Raw genomic sequence first — 25,786 nt, 5'->3', positions numbered from 1 at the left:
TGATTTAATCAGTACTTCTGAGGTCAGTGTTTTATCGAAATGAGGGGATTAAAAACTGAAGCTGTGAGATAAGCGCGTATTGTAAACTCAAATATTTTTCTGTCGATATTTAGTGCTAAATATAATGTCAGTTAGTTCTCAGTTTTGAACTTTTTTTAGACAAAATCTAGGGCGAAGACAGTATCTCTGATTGTGAGTTGCTGTAACGCCCATAAAAAAGGCTAAACCCGTTAGATTTAGCCTTCTGTTTGATGGGGGCGAAGCTTATTCGCCTTGCTCAACACCTGCTCGATTAATTAGGAACTGGGTTAGTAAAGGAACAGGACGACCTGTAGAGCCTTTATTTGCACCGCTGTTCCAAGCTGTACCAGCCACATCTAAATGCGCCCAGTTATACTTTTTAGCAAAGCGAGATAGGAAACAAGCTGCTGTGATAGAACCAGCTGCACGGCCACCTAGGTTTGTCATATCGGCAAATGGGCTTTCCAAGTGCTCTTGATACTCATCCCATAACGGCATACGCCAAGCGCGATCGCCACTTTGCTCACCGGCATTTAATAGCTCGTGTGCCAGTGGGTTATGACCAGAGAATAAGCCTGAAGCGTGTTTACCAAGCGCAATCACACAAGCACCTGTTAAGGTTGCTGTATCTACAACTAATTCTGGGTCAAAGCGCTCAACATAGGTCAGTACATCACATAAGACTAGACGGCCTTCAGCATCAGTATTTAATACTTCAACAGTTTGACCAGACATAGTCGTAAGGATGTCGCCTGGGCGATATGCATTACTTGACGGCATGTTTTCACAGCCAGCCAAAATACCAATGACATTGATTGGTAGTTGCATTTCGCATAATGCTTTCATCGCACCAATAACACCGGCTGCGCCGCCCATGTCATATTTCATTTCGTCCATGGCTTCACCAGGTTTTAGTGAAATACCACCAGAGTCAAACGTTAGGCCTTTACCAATTAGTACAATAGGCTTTTCAGTGTTATCGACTGCGCCTTTGTACTCCATAATGGTCATGACTGACTCATTGTGGCTACCACGACCAACCGCAAGGTATGAGTTCATACCTAGTGCTTCCATCTGCTCTTCACCTAATGTTGTTACCGTTAGGTTTTCAGTATTTTCAGCAATTTGGCGTGCTTGTGATGCGAGATAAGCAGGATTACAGATATTTGGCGGCATATTGGCAACATCACGACACAGATGCATACCAGAAGAAACTGCCATACCGTGCTCAATAGCACGTTCGCCAACAGTTAGCTCACGGCGAGTCGGTACATTAAATACCAGTTTACGCAGTGGACGACGAGTTTCACCTTTACGGGTTTTTAAAGCGTCGAAGCTGTATAGGCTATTTTGAGTGGTTTCAACGGCTTCACGCACTTTCCAATAAGTGTCGCGACCCTTAACGTGCAGTTCAGTTAGGAAGCAAACAGCCTCCATAGAACCTGTTTCATTTAAGGTGTTGATTGTCTTTGTGATGATTTGCTTGTATTGGCGCTCATCTAGTTCGCGCTCTTTACCGCAACCCACTAGCAAAACACGTTCGCTTAGTACATTTGGCACATGGTGCAGTAATAACATCTGTCCTGGCTTACCTTCCAAATCGCCACGACGAAGTAAATTGCTTATGTAGCCTTCGCTAATTTTATCCAACTGTTCGGCGATGCCGGACAAGCGTCTTGGTTCGTATACTCCTACGACGATACAAGCCGAGCGTTGTTTTTCTGGACTGCCGCTCTTTACGCTAAACTCCATGAGCTCTCCTAGATTCTTAAAGACAAATTTTATTATTTATTAGATAATGTCTGCTTGTGCCCAAAAAGGGCCTGAATATGGCGCACCCTATAATTTACTTTTCAGGTGTTTTCCTTGGCCATGTTATGTAATTGTTGGTTACAAAACTACTAAAAGTAGACAGTCTACATGAAAGTTGTATTGATACCAGCATAAATGAACGTTTGGAGACCGGATCCTTACTGTGATTGTATTTAGATACCTGATTAGAGAAGTTTTAAAAGCGCAAATTGCGGTACTTTTGGTGTTGTTAGCTATTTTTATTAGCCAACACTTTGTCCGAGTGCTTGCTGATGCCTCTGACGGCGAATTCCCCGCCTCTCTCGTTATGACCTTACTCGGTCTTAACATGCCATTTCTTACCGTTCTGGTATTACCTTTAAGTTTATTCTTGGGCATTTTATTAGCTCATGGGCGAATGTATGCCGAAAATGAAATGGTTATTTTCCATGGCGTAGGGATCAGCGAGTGGTATATCACTCGAGTGACCTTACTCCTTGCGGTTGCAAATATGGTTTTTACACTGTTTTTATCAGTGTACGTGGCACCATGGGCGGAAGAACGTCAAAACCAAGTGCTTGAACATGCGCAATCTGAAGCAGGGCTTGCGGCGATTACCCAAGGCCGTTTTCAGACCAGCCCTAATGGTCGCGCAGTCTTATTTGTTGAGCGCATTGGTCGTGATAACAAGTTAGATAAAGTGTTTGTGGCGCAGCTGCCTGATCCAAATGATGAAACCGGTGTTGCTAATGTTGTCGTGGCGCGCAGTGGTAAAGTGGTTGAAGATGAAACGGGCGGCCAGCGTTTACAGCTTGAAGATGGTGTACAGTACCAAGGCAACCCTAAACGTGTTGATTACCAAATTGTAGAGTTTGGTGGTTACCAGATGCAGATTAAAGAGCAAGCCGTAGACGAGCGTCGCCGTAAATTATCAGCCATGCCAATTGGCGAGTTGATGAAGGTAGATAGTCCTGAAGCAACGGCTGAGTTCCATTGGCGTTTAGCGATTCCTCTGGCTATTCCATTGATGACTTTAATTGCGGTACCTATGGCCAGAGTGAATAACCGCCAAGGTAAGTTTGCTAAAATGTTCCCGGCCATTTTATTGTACCTAGGTTACTTCGGTCTTATGGTGGCAGGACGTAAATCACTTGAAGATGGGGTTATTCCTCAATACCTAGGTATGTGGTGGATCCATGCCTCGGCTCTCGCTATAGGCATACTACTGTTAGGTAAAGAACGTCCGCTGGGCGCTAAATTGTCAGGTTTATTTAAGCGTAAAAAGGCGGCTAAAGCATGAGAATATTAGACATGTATATCGCCAAGGTACTGATTAGTACCTCTTCATTGGCGTTATTAGTTCTAACTGGCCTATCGGGTATAATTAAGTGGGTTGACCAATTACGTGTTGTTGGTCGTGGCACGTATACCATGATGGATGCAGCCGTTTACGTATTGTTCTTAATTCCACGGGACATTGAACTGTTCTTTCCAATGGCGGTATTGCTTGGCGCCTTGATTGGTATGGGCATGCTAGCGTCTAATTCTGAATTAGTGGTGATGCAATCTGCGGGTTTGTCACGCTTGCAAATCACTATGTCTGCAATGAAAACCGCTATTCCGTTGATGATTATGGTGATGATGCTAACTGAGTGGGTTGCGCCAGTTGCTGAATTACGCGCCAAAGAAATTAAACGGACTAACGTTTCAGGTGGTAGTTTAATCGACTCTAGCCGTGGCATTTGGGCTAAAGATGGCGACTTGTTTGTCAATATTGGCGGTGCTGCAGATATTAATAACCTGCGTGATATTACCTTGTATGAGTTTGACGATACAACGACACTTATCAGTACCATTCATGCCGACTCTGCTGAGTACAAAGATGAGTATTGGCAACTGAAAGATGTGCGTAGAACTACTCTTAAAAATGAGCAAGTGGTCTTGGTTAATCTTGACGAAGATAAGTGGATCTCTTCGCTTACGCCTGAAAAGCTCAGTGTGGTGTCTGTTAAACCCGAAGCATTATCCATTGAAGGTTTGCTGGATTATCTAGATTACCTTGAGAGTAATAACCAAGCGTCAGAGCGTTATGAGTTGGCATTGTGGCGTAAGCTAATGCAGCCGATTACGGTTGCGGTAATGATGCTGGTGGCACTGTCATTTGTATTTGGTCCGCTTAGAACCGTCACCATGGGCGCAAGAGTATTACTTGGTGTGGTGGCAGGGTTTAGCTTCTATATCTGTAGTGAAATATTTGGACCACTGAGCATCGTATATGGGTTACCTGCCTTTATTAGCGCGGGCATGCCAGCACTTATCTTTAGTATTGGTGCATTATACTTTATTAGAAAGTAGAACAAATTTAGCCTGTTAAAAGCATAAAAAAAGCCAATAGCTAGGGGATTACCCCGTTGCTGATTGGCTTTTTTAATCGCTAAAACTTTGTCTTTTACGTAGGGATTATCGCTTTTAGCTGCACAATGGAAGCTTGGGGCGATTATACTCCGCGCCAGTTACGCATTTGATTGGCTTCTTTAGATAGCTCAACGACTTCCGAGCGAGTCATCATATCTTGCAGTGCGAGCTTGTCACCATTAATCAAAATCCACAAATTACCGATCCCCAGTAACGACCAAACAAGTCGAGCCGCAGCTGTTACCATACTGAGGTTTTGACCATTTGGATGTTGAATTTTCAGACGCCATGCTCGCATCCCTAGTGTTTGCCCACCATAACTCCAAAAACTGATATAAAAAAGACCGACGCATAGTGCTATCCAGAACTGGTAAATACCTTTATAAAGCGGCGTGTTGTTAAGCACGTCTGAAACATGCTCATAGCCAGAGGTATCAATTAATCCAGTGGATGTTAAACCGATAAAAATACCGAAACCAATTGCTCCGGCAACCATGTATACGGCTACCGCAAGAAGAAGGTCATAAACTATCGCGCCACAGCGTTTAAAAAAACCAGCTCGTGGAAAGTTAGCATGTTCGTTATTAGGCAAATATGAAGTCGTCATTTATATCACTTTTTATTAGGTTTATTGGATGGTGATAACTGCTACAGGCTTACATGTTATGATTTTTTTGGTTCATCTTTATGGTAGTAGATGTCGCTAAAGCCAAAACGAGCAAACTCTTTTGCACGAAAGTCTTTAACAGCCGATGAGCCTTTAGAAGTCATTGCAATTTGCTGCTCCATCATCAGGTATTGAGTTAAATCAACGCCTTCTGCTGCGGCAACCGCTTCGTAAATGTCGTGAAACTTGTCGTAAGCAAAGTTGATTTCTTTTGCTTGGTTTTTAAATTTATAGGTAATTCTAGTTGCCATTGTAAGCATCTCTAATGAAAGTCGCTCTATGATAACAAATCTCAGCTATAAGGTATAAACCATATAGTGAGCATCTTCAGGGTAAGCACTGAGATCTTTGCTTATAGCCTTGGTAACAAACCCTTGTTTGCCCCAATAATGGTGTGCGCCTTGCACTGCAACTAAAGAGATGGTGCTGAGCTGATTAAGTTGGGCAAAGTCTTTAAGTTTAGCCAGTACTTGTTTGCCTGCACCTTTTCCTTGTGCTTTGACCGACAGCGCAATGTCATGTAAATAGAGTGTGTCAGCTTGGGTTATTGGTGCCAGCTCTTGCTCGAGTGATGGCGGATTATCGAGCAACCAAGGATGGGCTAAACAGTAGCCAATAATCGTTTCTTGGGACTGCAGCACAAAGCAAGTTTCAGGTGATGCTAGCCATTTGCTTTGCAAAACGAGCAGCGATTCGGGTTCAATTTTTGGATAGCACTCTAGTTGGATCTCGAGAATAGTCGACCAATCTAGTGGTTCAATAGCGCGCAAGCTCATGGTGTTAACTCGTGTATCAATAGCAATAAGGGCTGAAATAATCAGTCAGGTTGTTCTCTGCAACTAAGTGCTAGTTGCAGAGTCAATGTTGGCGATTATAAATAGCGGTTTTCTAAGTGGCGCTTAAAGTGAGCTGGGTTAAGTGTTTCACCTGTTGCTTGACGCATAAGCTCATCGATTTCCAATAGGCTACCTTGGGACCAAACATGGGTTTGCAGCCAATGCATTACATCGCCAAGTCGACCGTTATTGATGAGGGTTTCTACACTGCCTATTTGGCTTTCCATTGCCTGTTTAAATTGCGCAGCATACATGGCACCTAAGGTATAACTAGGGAAGTAACCTAGCTCGCCTACCGCCCAATGAATGTCTTGCATACAGCCATTTTTGTAGTCACCATCAGTGTTAATACCTAATAGTGATTGCATCTGACTTGACCAAAAATCAGGTAGATCTGCCACAGCTAGTTCACCAGAAACCAGTGCTTTCTCGGCTTCAAAACGTAGCAAAATATGACAAGGGTAGGTAACCTCGTCGGCATCGACTCTTATATGACCTGGCGTAACACGAGTGTAGATATTGTTAAGTTTCTCATGGCTAAGATCACAGCCTAACAGCCCTTTGAGGTGAGGCTGGATAAGCTTTAAAAAACCACTGCCACGGCCAACCTGCATTTCACAAAACAAGCTTTGGCTTTCATGCAATGCCATTGAGCGTGCTAGACCCGCAGGTTGCCCGCGCCAAGCTATAGGTAACCCTTGCTCATATTTAGCGTGTCCGGTTTCATGAACAATGCCCATTAAGCCACTAGTAAAGTCTGCTTCATCATATCGAGTTGTTAGGCGCACATCGCTGGCAACGCCGCCGCAAAAAGGGTGATTGCTAATATCGAGGCGGCCGTGGTTAAAGTCGAAACCTAAAATCTGCATCACTTCTCGACCAAGTAGAGCTTGGCTTTCTGCGCTTGCAGGTGGAATTGTGTACTTAGGTTCGCTTGCTTGCTTATGCTGAACTTGTTGGATGAGTTCTGGCAACCAGCTTTTGACTTGAGTGAATATGCTATCAATGCTGGCTGTTGTCATGCCAGGTTCAAACTTATCAAGCAAAGCATCATATGGGCTGACGTTGAGGATTTCAGCGCGAATAGCCGCTTCCTCTTTTACCAAGTCCATAAGCTGTTCAAGGTTAGGCTTAAATCCTTGCCAATCATTATTTTTGCGCTGTTCACGCCATGCTTGTTCACAATGGTATGCGGCCTTTGTTTTGGCTTCGACTAAATCGCCAGGAACGGCATTAGCTTGCAAAAATTGATAGTTAATCTCACGCAAGTTAGCTTGCTGCTCTGCTGTTAACACTTGCTCTTGGGCTTGAGCAATTGTGCCAGCCAACATTGGCGCTGTTTTTAAACTATGGATATGTTTCGCAAGCTCAGCCATTGCTGCGCCGCGGGCTTCGCCGCCACCATTAGGCATCATGGTGGCTTGGTCCCAATCGCCTAATGCGCTTAAATGTTCAAAATGACTAATGCTTTGGAAATGTTTCACTAGTGTTTGGTAATTTGAGTTGCTATCTGCGCTCATAATACGAAGGCTCAGTCGAAGTAATTAGGCTAATGCTAGCACGTAATATGGATAAGGCTCATCAAGTTTAAGGCTGGTATTTGCAATAGATTACTTGAAGCCATTGTACCGCGTAATTTGGACCAGAGTGGCAGAACAGTACCATTGAAGGAGTTGAATTTATTGGTTTTGTGTTTTTGTCATTAACAATTTTACTTGGCTGTGGCGAAGTTAAAATTTTGTGTTAACATGATGTTACGCGTGCAGTTTGAAGGATAGATTGCATGGCAACTACATAGGATCATGTAGTTTACTCATTTTCATGGAGGATGAATGGAGTCGTTTTTATTCAGTCAACAAAGTCTGCCGTATACGATCGCATTACTTCTGGTCTTTCTATTTTGGTTGTTAGAAAGTTTTACTTTGGTGCTTGGCGCGAGTTTAGCGGGGTTACTTAGTGCAAAAGGTGTGAGTCTTGAATCTGAAGCTCCTCAGAAACGCCAATTTCTAGGAGGGCTTTATGCTTGGCTTAATATAGAAAGTCTGCCTGCATTGACTTGGTTTACACTCGCTTTTATGAGTTTTGGCCTCGTTGGTTTATTGATTAACTATATTGCCATTTACGGCTTTTCAAGTACTTTGTCTCAGCTGTTACTGTTGCCGACATCCATTATCTTTATGTTTTGTTGTTGCCACTATTTAGGCAATTTCTTTGTAAAACGAATACCTGCCAATATACCTCAACTAATATCGGTAGAAGAGCTAAATGGAAGTGTTGCTAAGGTTGGCAGCAAGGCTATTTTGGGTTATCCAAGCGCAGCAACAGTGATTGATCAGCATCAACAAGAGCATCAAATATATGTTGAGCCAGCAACGACAGAGATAGAGTTTTCCGAAGGGGCATTAGTTGCACTGGTGAGTCGTAAAGGCAGAGTGTGGCAGGCAACACCATTAGATAATTGAGCTGCAGTTACTGTCATTGAAATATAAAAATGGCTTGCAATAGCAAGCCATTTTTATTACTCAGCGTAACCATTGATAATACAAAGTATCAGCTTACAAAGGCTGTAATATGGTCAGCGCTGGCTGCTGATTCTTAGGCCAAATTTGGTAAGCTTTATGGTGCTTAATTAAAGAGGCTTTTTTGTTACCTGGGCTTAATAGCAGATTATGCTGAAATGCGATTTTAGCCAGTAAGGTTTCATCAGCTCGCACAAAAATAGTGATAGGTTTAATTAACTCATCACCGACGATACGTTGAGTGAACTGATCATCTGAAATGATTAAGCTATTGCAGCCATCACTATCAAGTTTGAGTTTTTTAGTCACTTCTTGATCGGTAATGATTAGCCACTCTTGTGACTCAAGATCAGCAATCATGTTATTTATCGAAGCGCCTAAGCCTGTTTGCTTGTCGCTAATATAACTATATTGCGCCTTAATCTTCTCAAGCAGTGCTTTTAGCTCTGCGCCAGCACCCATGCTGCGAGCTTGACGGATCCACAAGGTTAAGTCTTCGGCGACTAGCTTTGAGAAAGTACGCTGCTTTAATGCTGTGACCATCCAACTACATAGAAAGTGGCTTTCTGCTGCAGGCGTTCTGACGCTGCTACTTTTAGCACTCGCTTCTGCAAGCGCATCGAGACCCGCGATAGCGAACGCTAAAACGGCTTGGTTATAAGTGATATCTGACATCGATTCTCCGCCGCGTGGAAGTAATAAAAGGTGACGGCTGGGGGGATTATACCTAATGTGCGGCAAGTGCGAAATTAACTTAGCCCGTAAACATCCTTTTAGTCGGTTTACGGGCAGCTTTTTACTGTTTAATTAAACTTGCTGCTGTCATTATTAACTCTGGTGCAGGGCGCACTCTAAAGTTAGGGTTAACATATTGAAAGTGCACTAGGCCATTAGCATCTGTAATGTAAACTGCTGGCACAGGTAACACTAAGCGTTGTTCGCCCTCTGGTGTTTGCCAAAGCTTGTTTTCAAGCTTCATTTTACTTAGGTAGCGATTAGTGACTTTTTCACTTGTAAAGTAGGCCAAACCGAACGCTTTACTCACATCAAGGTTAGCGTCAGATAATAAGGTGTAAGAGAGCTCTTGCTCTGTCATTGACTGTTTAAGTTTGGCTGGCGTGTCGGGTGATATGCCAATTAGCTGAAAGCCCATTTCAATAAGCTTCGGCTCGATGGCTTTAAGTTGTCCCATTTGTGAATTGCAAAATGGGCACCAACCACCACGGTAGAAAAAGATCACGCTAGGTTTGCCTTGGGTGATCTTGGCAATATCAATAGTGCGATCGTTTAGAGCTTTAAGGTTGGCAGAAGGGATCGTTTGGCCGTTCATTAGCGGCATTACATTGAGTTCATCACTGGCGATGGCTTTAGCATTCGCTGCATGGCTTAGCGTTGCACTGCTGATTATTAGCGCTATTACTGCAAAGGTATTTCTTAGCATTATTATTCCTTTTTTAAAGCAAAATGGGGTTGCGTTGAACAAGACCGCGTAGAGCGCAAATTGCTTTCATTGCATAAGGAATAATCGTCGTGTACAAAAAAGGCACCAAAAGGTGCCTTTTTTGTTTATAAAATAATTCGGTGTCCGTACAGCGATTATTTTATCTTCTTAATTTTTGCTGGTGAGGCATTTTTCACTTTAACACGGCGGCCTTGCATGTTCTTCTCTGCAATAACCTGTGCGCCAGCATTGTCTACACGCTGCTGTTTCTTAGCAAAACTACGGCGTTTTTGTAGCTGTTTGATCAATAGATCGCGGCTACCCACTTCATAACCAGGAATGCTAATACGGCGAAGTTGCTGACCAATTAACTTCTCGATATCAGCAAGTGTGCGCTCTTCTTCACGGCTCACAAATGAGATAGCTACGCCTGATTTACCGGCACGGCCTGTACGGCCAATACGGTGAACATAATCTTCAGCAAGGAAAGGTAAGTCGTAGTTAACTACGTACTCTAAGCCTTGAATATCCAGACCACGTGCAGCAACTTCGGTTGCCACTAACACGCGCATTTTACCTTCTTTAAACTCACGTAGTGCACGGCGACGGCTACCTTGTGCCTTCTCTCCATGAACAACAGCAGTTGGAATACCATCAAGGTTTAGCTCTTTTTCAAGCTTGTCAGCAGCATCACGTGTAGCGGTAAACACTAGCACTTGGCGCCAGTTTTTCTTACCAATAAGCTCTGACAGTAGCTCACGCTTACGGCGCTGTTCAACTGGGTAAACCACTTGGCTAACAGTAATCGCTGTGGTGTTTTGCTTGTCAGCAGTAATCACGTTTGGTTTTACCATCATCGTGTTAGCTAGTTGCTTAACCGCAGTTGAGAAGGTTGCCGAGAACAATAGATTCTGACGTTTCTTATTAACGGCTTGCAGAATCTTTTGAATATCGGCACTAAAGCCCATATCTAGCATACGGTCGGCTTCGTCTAGGACTAAAGACTCGACGTTAGACAGGCTTAAGTTACAAGCCACAATGTGCTCAAGCAGTCGGCCCGGAGTGGCGATAATGATATCTGCACCACGCTTTAGCTTAGTTGCCTGAGTATCCATTTTAACACCACCAAAGATGGTGACCACAGAGATGTCTAAGTACTTAGCGTAGTCATTAACGTTATCGGCAATTTGCGCTGCAAGCTCGCGGGTTGGGGTTAAGATCAACGCACGTGCATTTGAGCGGCCGGTAGTGCTTGGGTTATCAAGCATCTTTTGTAAAATCGGCAATGCAAACGCAGCCGTTTTACCCGTACCTGTTTGCGCGCTAGCAAGTACATCTTGGCCGCGGCGCACGGCAGGGATGGCTTGCTGCTGAATTGGTGTCATTTTTTCATAACCACATTCAGAGATTGCACGCAAAATCTCAGGAGCAAAACTAAATGATTCAAATCTCATGATTGAGGAGTCCTATGTTCAACAATTCAATTACTAACAGGTACGCTAGCATTTCTTATACCATTAAAATGGCGGTCGCGGAGTATAGCAAACTTTTATACTGACTGGTATTAGATTAAAACCTGTGCTTTGGCAATTTTGCGTTAGCGACTACGCAATAAAAAGCAGCGCTTAAGCGCTGCTTTAATTATGGAACAAAACACGCAATTAAATGGCCGCAGTGACCTTATTTAACCAATCTAGATCTTCACCTTGCATAAACGGCGTTAGCTTGTCTTTAACTTGCTGATGATATTGGTTAAACCAATTAATCTCAGGCTCGGTTAGATATTGTTTATCGATTAGGCGTGCATCCATTGGAATGAAAGTGAGTGCTTCAAACTCAAACATTTCACGCTCAATATTGGCAAGTGCAGCGCATGGACGTACGGCAACTAAGTTCTCTAGTCGAATACCAAATTCTTCAGCGCGGTAGTAGCCAGGCTCATTAGACAACACCATACCGTCGAGTAATGGCACATTTGAACGCCCCTTAGCTATGCCTTGTGGACCTTCATGCACACTTAAGTAATGACCTACACCATGGCCTGTGCCGTGGTCAAAGTCATAGCCATGTTGCCATAAGTACTGGCGCGCGAACGCATCAAGTTGCATACCGCTGGTGCCTTTAGGGAACTTAGCTTGATCGATAGCAATATGGCCTTTTAATACCAAAGTCACCATTTTTCTCTGCTCATCGGTGACATCACCGATAGCGATAGTGCGGGTAACGTCGGTTGTGCCGTCTAAATACTGGGCGCCAGAGTCAACCAGATAGATGCTGTTCATCTGCATCTGCGCTGGCGTACCATTGTTATGATTGTAGTGGCACATCGCCGCGTTACCGCCAGCCGCCGAAATAGTATCGAAGCTTGGCTCTTGGTACATAGGATCGCTTAAACGGAAGCTTTCTAGCTTATCTGCCAGTACAGCTTCATCGTAAAGCCGATTAGCAGCAACTTCGCGGTCTAACCAAGCAAGAAAACGACTAACAGCAACGCCATCACGGACATGGCATGCCTTGATACCTGCAAGCTCTGCTGCATTCTTTTGTGCTTTTGGTAAGGCAACTGGGTCACTACCGGCAATAAGCTGTGCGCCAGCTTCTTGAGCTGTCAGTTGTAGCCATGCATTACTGCTATCTGGGCTAGCAAGCACTTTTGTGCCTTCTAGCTTGGTGAGCTCTGTAGCTAGTTCTGCTTCATTTTTAAAGCTAACGCCAGTGCCAACATGCTCGTTGATATTTTCAGGTAGCTTTTTGGTGTCGGTGAACAGCACCATGTCGCCATTGGCGTGTAGCAATGCTGTGCCAAGTACAACCGGCAAACAAGGAATGTCTTTACCGCGTATGTTTAGTAGCCAGCAAAATGAGTCTAATGCTGAAATAATTGCCACATCAGCGCCCTGGGCTTTGATATCCGCACCAATTGTAGTGCGCTTGTCTAAACTGCTGCGTCCGGCGCTTTGCTCGCTAAATAGCATAATAGGATCGGATGTTGGTGTAGGTCTGTCGGTCCAATTTACATCGATAGGGTTGTGCGCAACTGTAGCTAGCGTGATTTGCGCTTTAGCAAGCTCTGCTTGAGTTTGATTAAACCAAGCTAAGGTATGCAAACGGGCGTCAAAACCCACTTGAGCATTGGCACTAAGCTGCTCAATTAGCCATTGAACTTGCGGGGTATCATGTAAGCTTAAATATTCGAATAAATTGCCATCAACTTGCTGGCGAACCTGTACCGTGTAACGACCATCGACAAAGATTGCCGCGCTTTCTTTAAGGACGATAATCGCGCCGGCAGAACCGGTAAATCCACTGGCCCATAACATGCGCTCGTTATGTTCAGGAACATACTCACCTAGGTATTCATCAGCTCTTGGAATAATAAATGCGTCTAGGTTTAATTTGGCCATTTCGCTGCGGATGGCAGTTAAGCGTGCTGCAATAGTATTTGACATTCAAACTCCATTATTAGCGTTCAAGCTAGAAAGTGACTGAGCTTGAGGCTATTTCTTTTTGTACGAATTTAGGGCGGAGATTAGCATAAATGCCAAGTGCATGGCAGTCACCCTATAGGATTTATTGTTTAGTTAGCTGGTCGCTAGTGTGAACCAAACTGGACAAAAAGGTTTGCAGTTCCTTAAATCAACAACGTTGTTTAGTCAGCGTTTTAGCCAAAATCGAGTGATTAATGCGATATAGCTTGCTATTAAACTTCAATTAATCGAATTGTTTACAGTTAATCGATATTCTATAGGTCGTTAATATCTAAGCAGCTATATGGTGTAAGTCTCTATTATGTTAGAATTTTGTTTGTCGTTAGGATGCGATTAGTCGTGGTGTAGCCATGCTCATGGGAGTGCTAAGTGCAAACATTAACAATCGATATTAGTGGTTCAAAAGCCTTATTCGAAATAGAAACACAAGGGCGAGTAGAGCAATATAAAATAGCGATAACAGACGGATTTAATATTAATAATTTAAATACGCAAATCGCTGAGTTAGAACAAGACTATGGCTTAGAAGATTATGGATTAGGTATAGCCGTTCCTGGGTTAGTACAAGCGCAGCAATTGGTGTCCTGCCAGTCACTACCTGGGCTAAAAGGCTTGAGTGTTGAAGATCTATTTACTAAAGCAAAACGGATTATTATTGCCAATGACAGTGATGCTGGTCTGCAAGCATTAATGGACAGTAAGCAAGATTGTGAGTTACTTGTTATGTGCGATATGGGCATTGGTATGTCAATTGCGGTCAACGGCATCCCTTTCACTGGGGCATCAGGTATGGCTGGCGAGTTAGGGCATTGTCGTATGATGACGGAGTCTGGCGAGTTTAGTCTTGAGCAGCTTGCAAGTGGCGCCTCGATAAAGCGTCGCAACCTGACTCGTAGCGAAGATATTGCCCGTGCAGGTAGTTACATTGGTCAAAGCTTGGCTTGGGTAGTGAACCTGTTTAATCCATCACATATATACTTAGCTGGCAGCTTGATGGATAACCCGCATTATTACCAAGCTTGTATAGCATCGATCAAAGAGATGGCGTTACCTATTCCGGCGTCAAAGGTAAAAATTAACCGTGTCGATGATCGCGAGACTATGGTTTGTCGTGGTCTTAAAGTGATGCTGAATAAGTAATTTCAAAATAGTAAACCATTAAATAATAAGGGCAACCTTCATCAAGGACGTTGCTCTTTTTATTGCCCATTGTAAGGGGGTTGATTGATCACTGATGTGTTTTAAATCGCTCAACAATCCACTTTTACTCAACATATAACTCGCGACGATCGACAATTATTTGCACTTTCCCCTATTAGTTACTGACTGATTGTATATTTTATGCTAGAAAGTGTGACATACCATGAGCCATTACAAATGTGGCGCTTGCTGCCACGATTCATTCGCTGCGACAGCATGACAATATAAATAATCAAATTTGAAAGGTACAGATATGACCATAGGTGTTGGCGGTTCTACCGCAGAGCTGGAATTAGCAAAATTAACTGACATGACTCAAGGTGCAGATCCTATTAGTCGTGAAGAGTACCAAGCTCGCATTGCTAAGGCGCAAGCCATTATGAGCGAGCAGGGGATTGCAGCAATTTACTTAAATGCCGGCACTAACCTTTACTATTACACAGGCACGCGCTGGTACGCTAGTGAGCGCATGGTTGGCGCTATCTTGCCTGCAAAAGGGGATGTTGAATATATCGCACCAGCCTTTGAAGTTGATACTTTAAATGGTTACATGGTCATCGACGGTAAAGTTAATACTTGGCAAGAAGATGAAAGCCCATTTGTACTATTTGGCAAGGTATTAGCCAATATGGGTATTACAGCCGGTGATATCGGCATCGACGAATCTGCAGCCTTCTTTATCTTTGATGGCGTGCGTCAAGCGCACCCGCAGTACAACTATGTTAACGCTAAACCAGTAACAGCAGGTTGCCGCATGATTAAATCTGCGGTTGAGCTAAGTTTGTTGCAGCGCGCTAAAGATATGACGATGGAAGTGCACAAAGCGGTTGCGCGTATTTTGCATGAAGGCATTACCACCAGTGAAGTGGAAGCCTTTATCAATGCTGCGCACATTAAAGTGGGTATTCCTGCAGGTTCATACTTCTGTATCGTGTTATTCGGTGAAGACAGTGCCTACCCGCATGGGGTTAAATCACCTAAAGCACTAGAGCTAAATGACACGGTATTGATTGATACCGGTTGTCAGTTATACGGTTATAACTCAGATATTACCCGTACTTACGTTTATGGTGAGCCTAGCCCACGTCAACGTGAATTATGGCAGTTTGAGCAAGCATCGCAAATAGCAGGTTTTGAAGCGGCGCAGATTGGCGCAACTTGTGCCAGTGTTGATCGTGCAGCCCGTGATGTACTTGAAGCTGCAGGTTTTGGTCCAGGCTATGATGTACCGGGTCTTCCACATCGCACAGGTCACGGTGTCGGCCTTGATATTCATGAATGGCCATACTTAGTTTTGAACGATCACACGCCATTAGAAGCGGGTATGTGTTTTAGCAACGAGCCAATGCTATGTGTACCGGGTGAGTTCGGTGTGCGTCATGAAGACCATTTCTACATGACAGAGCAAGGTCCTGTTTGGTTCACCAAGCCTGCACACTCAATTGACGACCCATTTGGCTACGAAGCTTAACTAAAGTGCGATGCCTTGTATTAAGTCACGAGGCGTCAATTACTATGTGTACCGGGTGAGTTCGGTGTGCGTCATGAAGACCACTTCTATATGAGCGAAGACGGCCCAGTTTGGTTCACCAAGCCTGCTCATTCAATCGACGACCCATTTGGTTACGAAGCGTAATATTTGCAATGCCTCGCTATTAGTAACGAGGCATCGCTTTCAAAATGAGCGCAAACAAAAAGCCCGCATGGTTATCCATTCGGGCTTTGTTTTTTCGAATCAATAAATCAGTGTTAGTCGATACTGATCAGCTCAACATCAAAGATTAAGGTTGAACCACCGCCAATTTTACCAGCACTGCGATTACCGTAGGCAAGCTCACTTGGAATAAAGAAACGGGTTTTTTCGCCAACAACCATGAGCTGTACGCCCTCAGTCCAGCCTTTAATTACGCGATTAAGCGGAAATGCAATTGGCTCACCACGTTCAACTGAACTATCAAATACACTGCCATCAATTAAGGTGCCGTGGTAGTGCACTGTTACCGTGTCACTCGCTTTAGGGTGTACCGTACCTGTTCCAGGTTCTAATACTTGATATTGCAGGCCTGATGCTGTGGTTATCACCCCGTCTTTTAGTTTGTTTTCAGCTAAAAAAGCATTGCCGATGGCGATATTCTCTTTAGCCGCTTTTTGATTGTTCATCGACGTAAAAAAGTAAAAAACAACACATGCAATCACTACAACAGCTAAAACTACTTTCATTATTGAGACACCTTGTTTTGATTTTAGCTGCCTATGATAGCGAATCGTTGCCAGTGGGTAAATCTTCGAGTAACGCATAAGAACAGTGTCTTTACTACTCACCGCCTTGTAGATTGCGGGGCTAAATAATAAAGAAATACAAGGGGAAGCAATCAATTGATAAGTGCTGCTTATATGAGCTATTGTTACCACTGATATGCTAATGTAATCATGTTGAGCTACTATATTCGGTTGTACAGCGTATTTGTTACACATCGTTATCAAGGAATAAGTCATGTTTAAACTGAGTTCAATAAGAAGGGTCACATTTTTTGCTTCGACTCTGCTATGTCTGCCTTTGGGCGTGTCTTATGCTGCACAGCTTGATGACGTAGAAGTCGCAAAAGAGTTTGCGCCTTATTTTTATCTTGGCGCTAAGGCTGGACAGATGCATTACCAAAACGCCTGTGAAAGCTGGAGCATAACTTGTGAGAGGAACGATCTTGGTTTTGGTGCTTTTGCCGGTTATCAAGCTTGGCAATACCTAGGCTTTGAGACGGCTTACCTTGACCTAGGCGAAGCAGTCGCAAAATACTCTGAAAGTGGTGTTAGTAATACATATACTGGCAGCATGAAGGGCTTGGAACTTTCCGCTATCACTCGGTTTAGCTTAAGTGAAAACCTTGAGCTGTTTGCTAAGGCGGGGAGTTTTTATTGGGATGGTGAGAACCGTGGCCCTAATAGCTATCACTCCGATTCAGATTGGGCTCCTATGTTAGGAGCCGGGGTTGAGTACAAGTTTTCGCCTTCTTGGGTGGCGCGACTCGAATATCAATATATCGATAGCCTTGGTAGTGAGTTGATTGGTGGCAGTAATGGTCACCTAACCACTTTGGGGATTAGCTATCGCTTTGGGCAAAGCCCAACTAAAAAACAGCCGCCAGTTGCAGAGACTCCGGCGATCTCAACCGAACAAATTCCTCCTATTACAGCAAAACCTGTAGTACTCCCGGCAGTCACTGTTATCAGTCTATTTGGCTTTGATAGCAGTGAATTATCTAATCCAGATGCTTTAACACCTGTGATAGAACGGTTAACACAATTCCCTACCGCAATAGCCAATATTAAGGGCTATACCGACTCAAAAGGTAGTGCAGGCTACAATCAGGCGCTGTCGGAGCGCAGGGCACAAGCTGTCGCAGACTATTTAATTGCGGCGGGAGTCAAAGCTGAGCAGATAGAGGTTCATGGCTATGGTGAGCAGTCGCCGGTAACGAAAAATGACGCTCCTGAACACCGTTATAAGAACCGCCGAGTCACAGTCCATATTCAATCAACGACATCAGAAATGAAGCCGGAGATCTAAAGATGACGATATTTAAACAGCTGCAGCGCCAGCTAATACTGCTTACTTTATTGATTCTCGCTGGTTGTGGTGGCGATGATGATGGTTTTCCTACTGGAGCTTGCGGTGGGCCAGATAACCCTTGCCCTGCATATGCTATTGCGCTTGAGGTTACACCAAGCAATAGTGTGATTGCGGTCAGCACTCATCAAGTTTATCAAGCCATCGCAACATACAGTGACGGTGAAACTAAAGATGTCACTCAGGAAGTCAGTTGGGCGAGTAGTGAACCGGCTGTGGCTAGCATTTCTGCCGGTGGTGTCGCACAGGGGAGCTTAGCTGGAGAGGTGCAGATAACAGCAGTACTAGCTCCTTTGCAAGAAGGAGGCAATGCATTAACTGAAGTTGCGACACTTAAGGTGACAGATGCCGCGCTAACTGCACTGAATATTGAACCGGGTCAGGCTCAGATACTGGTGGGAATGACTCAGACTTATCGAGCCTTGGCTTTATTTGCCGATGGACATCAACAGGATGTCACTAACGAGGCAAATTGGACTAGCTTAGACACAGCTATTGCAACGATTGAGAGTACTGGAGACGCTATCGGTTTTGCCTCTGGGCTTGCGGTTGGTGTCACACAAGTAAAAGCACAATTCTCCGCTCAAGAAGCATTGGCAACATTGGTTGTGCTTGCGACTCAACCTAGTCGATTATTGATAAACCCGCTTGATGAGGTTATACCGAATGGCACGAGTTTACAGTATCAAGCACACCTTATCTTAGAGGATGGCTTGAGTATCGATGTAACAGAACAATCAACCTGGCAAAGTGCTGCTATGGATATTGCGGCCATTGATGAGCAAGGTTTTTTAGTGGCTAAGTCGCTAGGGCTGACTCAAGTGCAAGCAACGCTTACTTTTGCAGGTACAAGCTTATCAGATAGCACTAGCTTAACTGTTGTGGATGCGCAGGTCAGTAATTTGGTTGTCACTCCAGCTCAAAAGAGGGTGCCAGTAGGAACCCAAGGTACTTATGTTGCTACAGCCTATTTTTCAGATGGGCAGGTAAAAGATGTGAGCCGCGAAGCAATTTGGTCGGCATCTCAGGCGCAAGTGGTCGACATTGTTGCCCAAGGAAAAAACGCTGGTGATGCAATAGCAAAAGCGGTTGGGACCTCAAACATTACCGCGAGCTATCAAGCACTAAGCGCAGATGCTCTATTAGAAGTGACGGATGCAGTAATCACCTCACTGCAGATCTCACCTATCAATATTCAAGTGCCTGCTGGCACTAAAGTTCAATATCAAGCCTATGCAAGCTTTAGTGATGGTAGTGCAAAAGATGTCACGACCTTAGGCTATTGGCAAAGTAGCGAGCCACAAATAGCATCTATAGGTGTAACTGCTGAAAACTCAGGTCTTGCTGACACGTACTTAGCTGGCGTTACTAATGTCCGCTTTGATTACTTAGGGCTAAGTCAATCTACAGAGCTAACGGTTACAGAAGCAAAGGTTGTCGAGTTACAGATCTCACCGATTGATTTACAAGTGCCGGTCGGCATACAAGGGCAATACAGCGCTATCGCTTATTATTCTGACGGGCATAGTGATGATGTTACTCAGCAAGCGAGTTGGTTGTCGAGTAATCGACAGATTGTCAGTATTGTTAATTCAGGTGCTGATGGTGGTTATGCAAAAGCGTTAGCTGAGGGGCAAGTGGATATTTCTGCCACCTACGCAGGATTAAATTCAGCAGTCAGCTCTGCAGTAGACTCAGTGTTGACTTCAGCTGATCCACAAGCGGGAGCAGAGACTGTCACATCGGCGATTATAAGCAGTAAAACCAAGGCGAAAGTGACCGCTGCAATTTTACAAAGCTTGGTTATCTCACCTGTTAGCGCAAGTGTCGCAGCTGGTAATAATCAGGACTATCAATTGTTCGCGTTATTTTCAGATGGCAGCAGTAAAGAGGTTACACCTTACGCTGATTGGCAAACCAGCGATACCAATATTGCCACTATCGATGCCTTTGGTGTCGCTCACAGCCTAATAGAAGGTCAGGTGAATGTCGTTGCGAGTTACCTCGGGATGCAGGCCGTTGCTGAGTTAATTGTGACCGATGCCGTTATCACGAAATTACAGGTTTCACCTGCAGATAGCGCTATAGCTGTCGGTTATAATCAGCAGCTCATCGCCACGGCTTATTACTCAGATGGTCATAATAGTGATGTATCTCGCTTGGCGAATTGGAACTCAGTGTCTCCGTCAATTGTGCAAGTTAATGCTAGCGGTCTAGCCGAAGGTGTTACTGAAGGAAGTTCGACTGTTGAAGCTAGCTATCAAGGCATGCTGGCAAGCGCTAATGTTAATGTGACCAGTGCAATACTTGAGTCACTTAATATCACGCCGGTAACGGCCACTGTTGCGGTGGGAAATACTCAACAATATCGACTATTTGGCATATTCTCTGATGGCAGTAATAAAGAGTTAACTTATGTAGCAAGTTGGCAATCAGCCTCCTTAGCCGTGGCAACGGTAGACAAGTCTGGCTTAGCGCAAAGCTATCAGCAGGGAAAGAGTCAGATAAAAGCTAGCTATATCGGTTTATCTGCCATTGCTGAACTAACAGTGACAGATGCTGAAGTCACTAGCCTTCAAGTCTCTCCTGCTAATCTATCGGTGCCACTGGGTACAACGGGGCAGTATCGCGCCGATGCATTTTATTCCGATGGTCATACGAGTGACGTTACCCACTTAGCGACTTGGAGTGTTAGCGATCCAAGCTTAGTCAATATTGCTGCAACAGGTAGTTCGGCAGGCTTTGCTGAAGCCACTGCAATAGGCATGACGAAAGTGCAAGCTGAGTATGCAAGAATAAGTGATAAAGTTGATGTGACGGTAACCGATGCCATACTCGAAAAGCTTGTGATTTCGCCAGCTTATAGCCGTATTGCAGCAGGGCTGACTCAGGCTTATCAAGCGACCGGGGTGTTTTCAGATGGCAACAGCAAACCCCTTACAGACGTTGTCAGTTGGAATAGTTCCGATAGCGATATCGCTACGCTAGATCGTTTAGGCGTCGCTCAAAGTTATCAGGCGGGGAATGTTGAAGTCAGTGCCAATTATATTGGTTTACAGGCTACAGCTGAACTGGATGTGACTGACGCACAGCTTGACTATATTAAAGTGACACCAAGTTTAATCAGTGTTCCAATCACTACAGAAGGTCAGTTTACAGCTCGTGCTTTTTATACTGATAACCGTTCTGAAGATATTACCAAAGTGGCAACTTGGCGTTCAGGCGATGAGGGGATCGTACATATTGCTACTGGCGCACCAACCCCAGGCTTTGCCAGTGCCGTGGGCCTAGGGCAGACAGGTCTTACAGTTCAATATACAACGGCAACTGATACAGCTGTGGTCAAGGTGACACCTGCTGAATTAGTGGAGCTGACAGTGTCCCCCGCAGATGCTTCGGTCGCGGCAGGGCTTGACCAAGCATATCAGGCTTATGCACGCTTCTCTGATGGTAGCAGTAAAGAGGTGACTCTAGAATCGAGTTGGCAGAGTAGCGAAACCGATATTGCCACCATAGACTCACAAGGTGTTGCACATACTTTGGTATCTGGTCGCACCGAGATCCAAGCGAGTTATAAATCACTCAAAGCTAAGGCGTCACTGTTTGTGAATGAACCAAGCTTAGTGGACCTTCAGGTTACGCCAGTCAGTTCAACAATCAATATTAATGAAAGCCAGCAGTATATTGCGAGGGCGTTTTATTCCGATGGTTATTCGAATGATGCATCGACGGCTGCGACATGGAGCTTGGCTGATGACTCGATAGCACATATTGTGCCATCAGGGTTCTCTGCAGGTCGAGTTAGCGGAGATGCTCAAGGGCAGACGACTGTGACTGCGCGTTACTATGGCATTGAGGCTCAGGCTCAAGTCATCGTCAGCGATTTTGAGTACTTAGGTGTGGATGTCGAGCCTGCAGATACCCATGTTATTGTCAATAAAACAACTCAGTTACAGGCGTTTGCAGTTTATAGAAATAGCAGTGGAGCGATAACTCGAAAAGAAGTGACAAACATCAGCGATTGGCGAAGCGGTGATGCGAGTAAAGTCTCCATTGATAGTAACGGTGTCGCATATGGTATAGAGGCTGGAGCAACGGATACCTTTGCAATTTATCAAGGTGTTCAAGGGCAAGGGAGAATTAATGTCCTCGATAGTGAACTCCTTTCGTTAACGATTACTCCTGATAATCTATCGGCACCTATTGGTACTAAAGGGCGCTACAAGGCGACGGCGAGTTATATCGACAGACCAGCAGAGGATGTCACTGAGCTTGCGACTTGGTCTTCGAGTCAGACCGATGTAGTACATATTGTCACCTCTGGATCTGAAGGGGGGGTTGCAACGGCAAGAGCGGTAGGCACCAGTGAGATAACGGCTCAATTTGATGGTGCTATTGATAGTGTTAGCGCGCAAGTTACTGCTGCTGCTATAGAGCGAATCGAGATCACTCCGCGAGTGGATACGGTATTTGCCGAAAATACTCAGCAGTTTTATGCTAATGCTTATTTCTCTGATGGTAACGTTGTTGATATTACCTTAGATGCCGATTGGAAAAGTGATGACCCTTATACCGTATCGATTCAAACCGGTAACTCCCGCGCGGGAGAGGCGATGGGAACGGGTCAAGACGGCGCTGCGACCATTTCTGCAAGCTACAATGGGTATAGTGATAGTTTACTACTTAATGTTGAACCCAATGTCGCTGAAAGTATAGAAATTATTCCTAATGTACTCACTCTTAAGAATGGCGATTACCAAGTGGTTCAGGTCATGGTGACTTATAGCAATGGCGATGTGTTTGACTACGCTAAATATGTCAATTGGAGCTCAACCGATAATAGTATTGCCTATGGCAATAGAGAGGTTATTAACGCTACCGGTGTCGGTATCGCAACTGTGACCGCGACTATGGACATGGCATCGGGCTCAGCTGAAGTCACCGTGACACCTTAAGTTTTTTCTAGGTCGAACTGATAGAGTTAAAATGAAAAACGCAGCCACTTATTTGGGCTGCGTTTTAATTTTTGGGTTTTATACTATTATTTTATAAGCATAAATAACGGATTTAGCTCTGGTCTGTGAAACAGATAGATAAGTGTGAGATTACAAAGCACCGTTAACCATAGAATAAATTTAAAGCGGCCTTTTGAAGACTTGTGTCTGAGCCATTGCTGAGCCAGTAATGCGCCGGGCCAGCCCCCCACTATGCTTAATAGGTGCAGCTTTAACTCACTGACGCGCCAACGATGTTTACGTGCAGCACGCTTATCCCAACCGTAGGCAATAAATGTCACTAGGCTCGCAGTGATAAAATAGAGCAAAAGCCACAGAGGAATATGTTGCAGTGAGTAGGCAATGCATAAGATCGCAATAAAGCTTAACGCAATTGCGATACTAAGCCGACTTGACGAAGGGCTAATTTTTCGGCTCGGCTTTACTTCGCCGCCGCTGAGTAACTGGGCTTTTTCGGCGCACAATTTACCTTGCTTATCTTTAACCCGATGAAACTGGACGCGATTACCCGCTTGAGGTCGACGAGAGTCTTTAGCTAATGCGGAAATGTGCAAAAAAACTTGCTGCTTCTGCCCTGGGACTTGGATAAAGCCAAAGCCTCTAGCGTCATCCCAACTGTCGATTTCGCCGACTATTACATGGTTCTTTACTGCTTGCTTCATAGAGAGGTTAGTTTTGCTGTGTACCGATGTCATTCTGACAGGTGTTGAGTGTTAGCAAGTTTCCTCTGCGCAGCACTCTTCTTGTAAGAACTGAATGAGACCTTCTAAGCAGTCAAATTGCGGAATACAGTGTAATACGCGTCCTTCTCGATGTTGCTTGACCAATCCTGCTGACATCAAACTTGATAAGTGATGGGATAAGGTAGAGTTTGGGATTTGCAAGCTCTCTTGTAAATGGCCTACAGGTAAGCCTTTATGGCCAGCTTTTACTAGACATCTAAACAAAGTTAGCCGAGTAGGGTGGCCTAACTCTTTTAGGGCTTTTGCAGCAATTTCGGTGTTCATAAGCTTACTCTTAAAATGTTTCGGTATTATTCGAAATAATAGCAGGGATCCGTCAGCCGACAAGTGTTATTTGTGTCAGCTGGCGTATTCTACCTCAAATAATTTACTGTTTGCTTGGCTTTTCAGAGATCCAAAGTTTGATTGTACCTTGCACAACAGCCACGCCATCGATGTCGTAAGCGGTTACAGGCACCAGCATATCACCTGGCACCCATTGCTCAGGTTTCACTTCGGCTATACAGGTGATATCACTGCCAGCTTTGGCGGTGTAGTCAACGCTCATGCCTTTTGGGATCCATCTTAGGTGTGAGGGAATAGACGCTTCGGCCATCACTCCCATCGCCATCTCAAGCCCGTTGCAGATGGCAATCACATGTACAGTCTGAATATGGTTGTGTACCGCTTTACGTTTTTTGATTAAGCACACACAGCGATTCACATTTAATTCACTAATCATGGGTTTTACTGTGGCGAAGTAGGGCGCCATGCGGCTTACTATAATAGAGAAAATCTTATTACCAAAAGGCAAGCGGCTAACGCGATTGTATAGCGACATGACTTTAGTGGGCTTATTATTAGTATTGCTCATCTGCTGTTTGTCCTTTGGTGATCGACTGTTGTGAGCTTGTGGCTCGTGGCGACTCAAATTTGAAACGATTATTAGTCGTGTGACTGGTCGGATGAGGTTAACATTGAATTAACATCAATTGCTAGCAGCGATTATTTAGTGCGCAGAAAATTAAACTGCATTTCATTTCTTTTTAGAGGAAGTGGCACGTATAATTTCGGCCGATTAAAAACATCTCAGTAAATTAAGGAATAAAGTGAATTATTTAAAGACCTACCTCAAGGGGATGGCAATGGGCGCTGCAGATGTGGTCCCAGGTGTATCTGGCGGTACTATCGCATTTATCGCAGGGATTTTAGACCCATTACTTGAAAGTATTAAGAAGATTAATCCGTCTTTATTTGGAGTCATTAAGGAAAAGGGCATTAAAGCGGCATTTATGCATATTAATGGTCCTTTTTTGCTGTGTGTGTTTGGTGGGATCTTGACCAGTATTTTTACCTTAGCCAAATTAATCACTTATTTGCTCGACACTCATCCAATCCCGGTGTGGTCGTTCTTTTTTGGCTTAATTGTTATTTCAGTGATCCACATGCTCAAGCAAGTTAAAGGCTTCACTTTTGGGCGTTTGGCCCTTTTCGTGGTTGGCGTCGTGTTTGCTTGGGGCATTACCATGCTCAACCCAATTGCGCTTGAGATGACTTACTTAAATGTATTCTTAGGTGGCTGTATCGCTATTACAGCAATGATCTTACCCGGTATTTCTGGCAGCTTTATTTTGTTATTACTGGGCTTATATACCCCAGTAATCGGTGCGGTTAAGAATTTTGAGCTGGGTATTATCGTAACTTTTGCCGCTGGTGCCGCTATCGGTATTTTATGTTTTAGCCATGTATTGTCAGCCTTGCTAAGAAAGTTCCACGATGCAACCTTGGTTTTTTTAATTGGTTTAATGCTGGGCACACTCGGTAAAATTTGGCCATGGAAAGAAGTGCTGACTTTCCGTGAAAATTCAAAAGGTGAAATGGTGCCGCTTGATGAGCGTGTACTGTCTCCTATGCAGTATGAACAGGTAACAGGGCAACCTTCATTACTGTTATATGCGGTTATTGCTATGGTTTGCGGTATCCTCCTGGTATGGGGATTAGAGCGATTCGCTAATAAAACGCGATAAGCGTTTTATTCATTAATAC

At 44.3% G+C, this 25,786-nt stretch carries 21 protein-coding genes and 1 pseudogene; 9 read left to right on the top strand and 13 right to left on the bottom strand.

Translation table 11 applies throughout. The features are described from left to right. Window positions 1-264 precede the first annotated feature (264 nt). Window positions 265-1,773: a leucyl aminopeptidase gene (gene pepA, locus L2748_RS01010; RefSeq protein ID WP_220779367.1), complete on the bottom strand. Its 1,509-nt coding sequence runs from the start codon at window positions 1,771-1,773 to the stop codon at window positions 265-267. Window positions 1,774-1,996: 223 nt separating this feature from the next. Here pepA and lptF point away from each other — a divergent pair, with 223 nt between their 5' ends. Continuing rightward, window positions 1,997-3,112, top strand: coding sequence for an LPS export ABC transporter permease LptF (gene lptF, locus L2748_RS01005; protein ID WP_220779369.1), 1,116 nt, complete (start codon window positions 1,997-1,999; stop codon window positions 3,110-3,112). Next, window positions 3,109-4,167, top strand: a complete 1,059-nt coding sequence (lptG, locus tag L2748_RS01000) for an LPS export ABC transporter permease LptG (RefSeq protein ID WP_220779377.1) — start codon at window positions 3,109-3,111, stop codon at window positions 4,165-4,167. Before lptF ends, lptG begins: the two co-directional genes overlap by 4 nt. Window positions 4,168-4,309: 142 nt before the next feature. Here the strand turns inward: lptG and L2748_RS00995 are convergent, their stop codons facing one another. From L2748_RS00995 to L2748_RS00980, 4 genes are all read right to left on the bottom strand, one after another. Beyond that, window positions 4,310-4,819: an RDD family protein gene (locus L2748_RS00995; RefSeq protein WP_220779453.1), complete on the bottom strand. Its 510-nt coding sequence runs from the start codon at window positions 4,817-4,819 to the stop codon at window positions 4,310-4,312. Between the two features lie 71 nt (window positions 4,820-4,890). Further along, the gene (locus L2748_RS00990; protein WP_220779379.1) at window positions 4,891-5,145 is read right to left on the bottom strand and encodes a DUF2960 domain-containing protein; all 255 of its coding nucleotides are present in this window, start codon (window positions 5,143-5,145) and stop codon (window positions 4,891-4,893) included. A 45-nt stretch (window positions 5,146-5,190) separates the two neighbouring features. Then, the gene (locus L2748_RS00985) at window positions 5,191-5,670 is read right to left on the bottom strand and encodes a GNAT family N-acetyltransferase (RefSeq protein ID WP_220779381.1); all 480 of its coding nucleotides are present in this window, start codon (window positions 5,668-5,670) and stop codon (window positions 5,191-5,193) included. A 95-nt stretch (window positions 5,671-5,765) separates the two neighbouring features. Further along, the gene (locus L2748_RS00980; protein ID WP_220779383.1) at window positions 5,766-7,250 is read right to left on the bottom strand and encodes a carboxypeptidase M32; all 1,485 of its coding nucleotides are present in this window, start codon (window positions 7,248-7,250) and stop codon (window positions 5,766-5,768) included. A 312-nt stretch (window positions 7,251-7,562) separates the two neighbouring features. Here L2748_RS00980 and L2748_RS00975 point away from each other — a divergent pair, with 312 nt between their 5' ends. Beyond that, window positions 7,563-8,192 carry an OB-fold-containig protein gene (locus L2748_RS00975; RefSeq protein WP_220779385.1) on the top strand — a complete coding sequence of 210 codons (630 nt, stop codon included), beginning with the start codon at window positions 7,563-7,565 and terminating at the stop codon, window positions 8,190-8,192. A gap of 93 nt (window positions 8,193-8,285) precedes the next feature. On the opposite strand, the gene L2748_RS00970 is transcribed toward L2748_RS00975, so the two are convergent. The 4 genes from L2748_RS00970 to L2748_RS00955 all read right to left on the bottom strand — a co-directional run bounded on the left by L2748_RS00970 (window position 8,286) and on the right by L2748_RS00955 (window position 13,139). Continuing rightward, a complete protein-coding gene (locus L2748_RS00970) occupies window positions 8,286-8,924 on the bottom strand; it encodes a DUF2913 family protein (RefSeq protein WP_220779387.1) in 639 nt (212 codons plus the stop codon). 121 nt (window positions 8,925-9,045) lie between these two features. Further along, complete coding sequence (locus L2748_RS00965) at window positions 9,046-9,690, bottom strand: peroxiredoxin-like family protein (RefSeq protein WP_220779389.1); 645 nt, start codon at window positions 9,688-9,690, stop codon at window positions 9,046-9,048. Between the two features lie 155 nt (window positions 9,691-9,845). Next, complete coding sequence (locus L2748_RS00960) at window positions 9,846-11,144, bottom strand: DEAD/DEAH box helicase (RefSeq protein ID WP_220779391.1); 1,299 nt, start codon at window positions 11,142-11,144, stop codon at window positions 9,846-9,848. 207 nt (window positions 11,145-11,351) lie between these two features. Then, window positions 11,352-13,139, bottom strand: a complete 1,788-nt coding sequence (locus L2748_RS00955) for an aminopeptidase P family protein (protein WP_220779393.1) — start codon at window positions 13,137-13,139, stop codon at window positions 11,352-11,354. Between the two features lie 408 nt (window positions 13,140-13,547). Here L2748_RS00955 and L2748_RS00950 point away from each other — a divergent pair, with 408 nt between their 5' ends. The 3 genes and pseudogenes from L2748_RS00950 to L2748_RS24695 form a co-directional block, all read left to right on the top strand. Then, entirely contained in the window at window positions 13,548-14,318 is a 771-nt protein-coding gene (locus tag L2748_RS00950) for an ROK family protein (RefSeq protein ID WP_220779395.1), read from the top strand. 313 nt (window positions 14,319-14,631) lie between these two features. After that, entirely contained in the window at window positions 14,632-15,849 is a 1,218-nt protein-coding gene (locus L2748_RS00945; protein ID WP_220779397.1) for a M24 family metallopeptidase, read from the top strand. A 39-nt stretch (window positions 15,850-15,888) separates the two neighbouring features. Beyond that, window positions 15,889-16,014 (top strand): annotated as a pseudogene (locus L2748_RS24695) (aminopeptidase P family protein); the annotation flags it as partial. A 113-nt stretch (window positions 16,015-16,127) separates the two neighbouring features. Here the strand turns inward: L2748_RS24695 and L2748_RS00940 are convergent. Then, on the bottom strand, window positions 16,128-16,598 hold the full coding sequence (locus L2748_RS00940) for a BamJ family beta-barrel-assembly machinery protein (RefSeq protein ID WP_220779399.1): 471 nt from the start codon (window positions 16,596-16,598) through the stop codon (window positions 16,128-16,130). A 274-nt stretch (window positions 16,599-16,872) separates the two neighbouring features. Between L2748_RS00940 and L2748_RS00935 the strand changes: the two genes are divergently transcribed. After that, the gene (locus tag L2748_RS00935) at window positions 16,873-17,943 is read left to right on the top strand and encodes an OmpA family protein (protein WP_220779401.1); all 1,071 of its coding nucleotides are present in this window, start codon (window positions 16,873-16,875) and stop codon (window positions 17,941-17,943) included. A 2-nt stretch (window positions 17,944-17,945) separates the two neighbouring features. After that, window positions 17,946-22,958: an Ig-like domain-containing protein gene (locus tag L2748_RS00930; RefSeq protein WP_220779403.1), complete on the top strand. Its 5,013-nt coding sequence runs from the start codon at window positions 17,946-17,948 to the stop codon at window positions 22,956-22,958. Window positions 22,959-23,044: 86 nt separating this feature from the next. On the opposite strand, the gene L2748_RS00925 is transcribed toward L2748_RS00930, so the two are convergent. The 3 genes from L2748_RS00925 to L2748_RS00915 all read right to left on the bottom strand — a co-directional run bounded on the left by L2748_RS00925 (window position 23,045) and on the right by L2748_RS00915 (window position 24,614). Further along, on the bottom strand, window positions 23,045-23,680 hold the full coding sequence (locus L2748_RS00925) for a DUF1294 domain-containing protein (RefSeq protein WP_220779405.1): 636 nt from the start codon (window positions 23,678-23,680) through the stop codon (window positions 23,045-23,047). Window positions 23,681-23,731: 51 nt separating this feature from the next. Beyond that, window positions 23,732-24,025 (bottom strand): ArsR/SmtB family transcription factor, encoded by a 294-nt coding sequence (locus L2748_RS00920; RefSeq protein WP_220779406.1) that lies wholly within the window; start codon window positions 24,023-24,025, stop codon window positions 23,732-23,734. A 103-nt stretch (window positions 24,026-24,128) separates the two neighbouring features. Further along, window positions 24,129-24,614: a hotdog fold domain-containing protein gene (locus tag L2748_RS00915; protein WP_220779408.1), complete on the bottom strand. Its 486-nt coding sequence runs from the start codon at window positions 24,612-24,614 to the stop codon at window positions 24,129-24,131. Window positions 24,615-24,849: 235 nt separating this feature from the next. On the opposite strand from L2748_RS00915, the gene L2748_RS00910 reads away from it, so the two are divergent. Further along, the gene (locus L2748_RS00910) at window positions 24,850-25,767 is read left to right on the top strand and encodes a polyprenyl-phosphate transporter (RefSeq protein ID WP_220779410.1); all 918 of its coding nucleotides are present in this window, start codon (window positions 24,850-24,852) and stop codon (window positions 25,765-25,767) included. The last annotated feature ends 19 nt before the right edge of the window (window positions 25,768-25,786 follow it).

Source organism: Shewanella sairae (assembly GCF_023283535.1).
GTDB classification, from domain to species: Bacteria; Pseudomonadota; Gammaproteobacteria; order Enterobacterales; family Shewanellaceae; genus Shewanella; species Shewanella sairae.
Note: the sequence above shows the minus strand (reverse complement) of the source record. Positions and strands in the feature narration are given on the sequence as shown.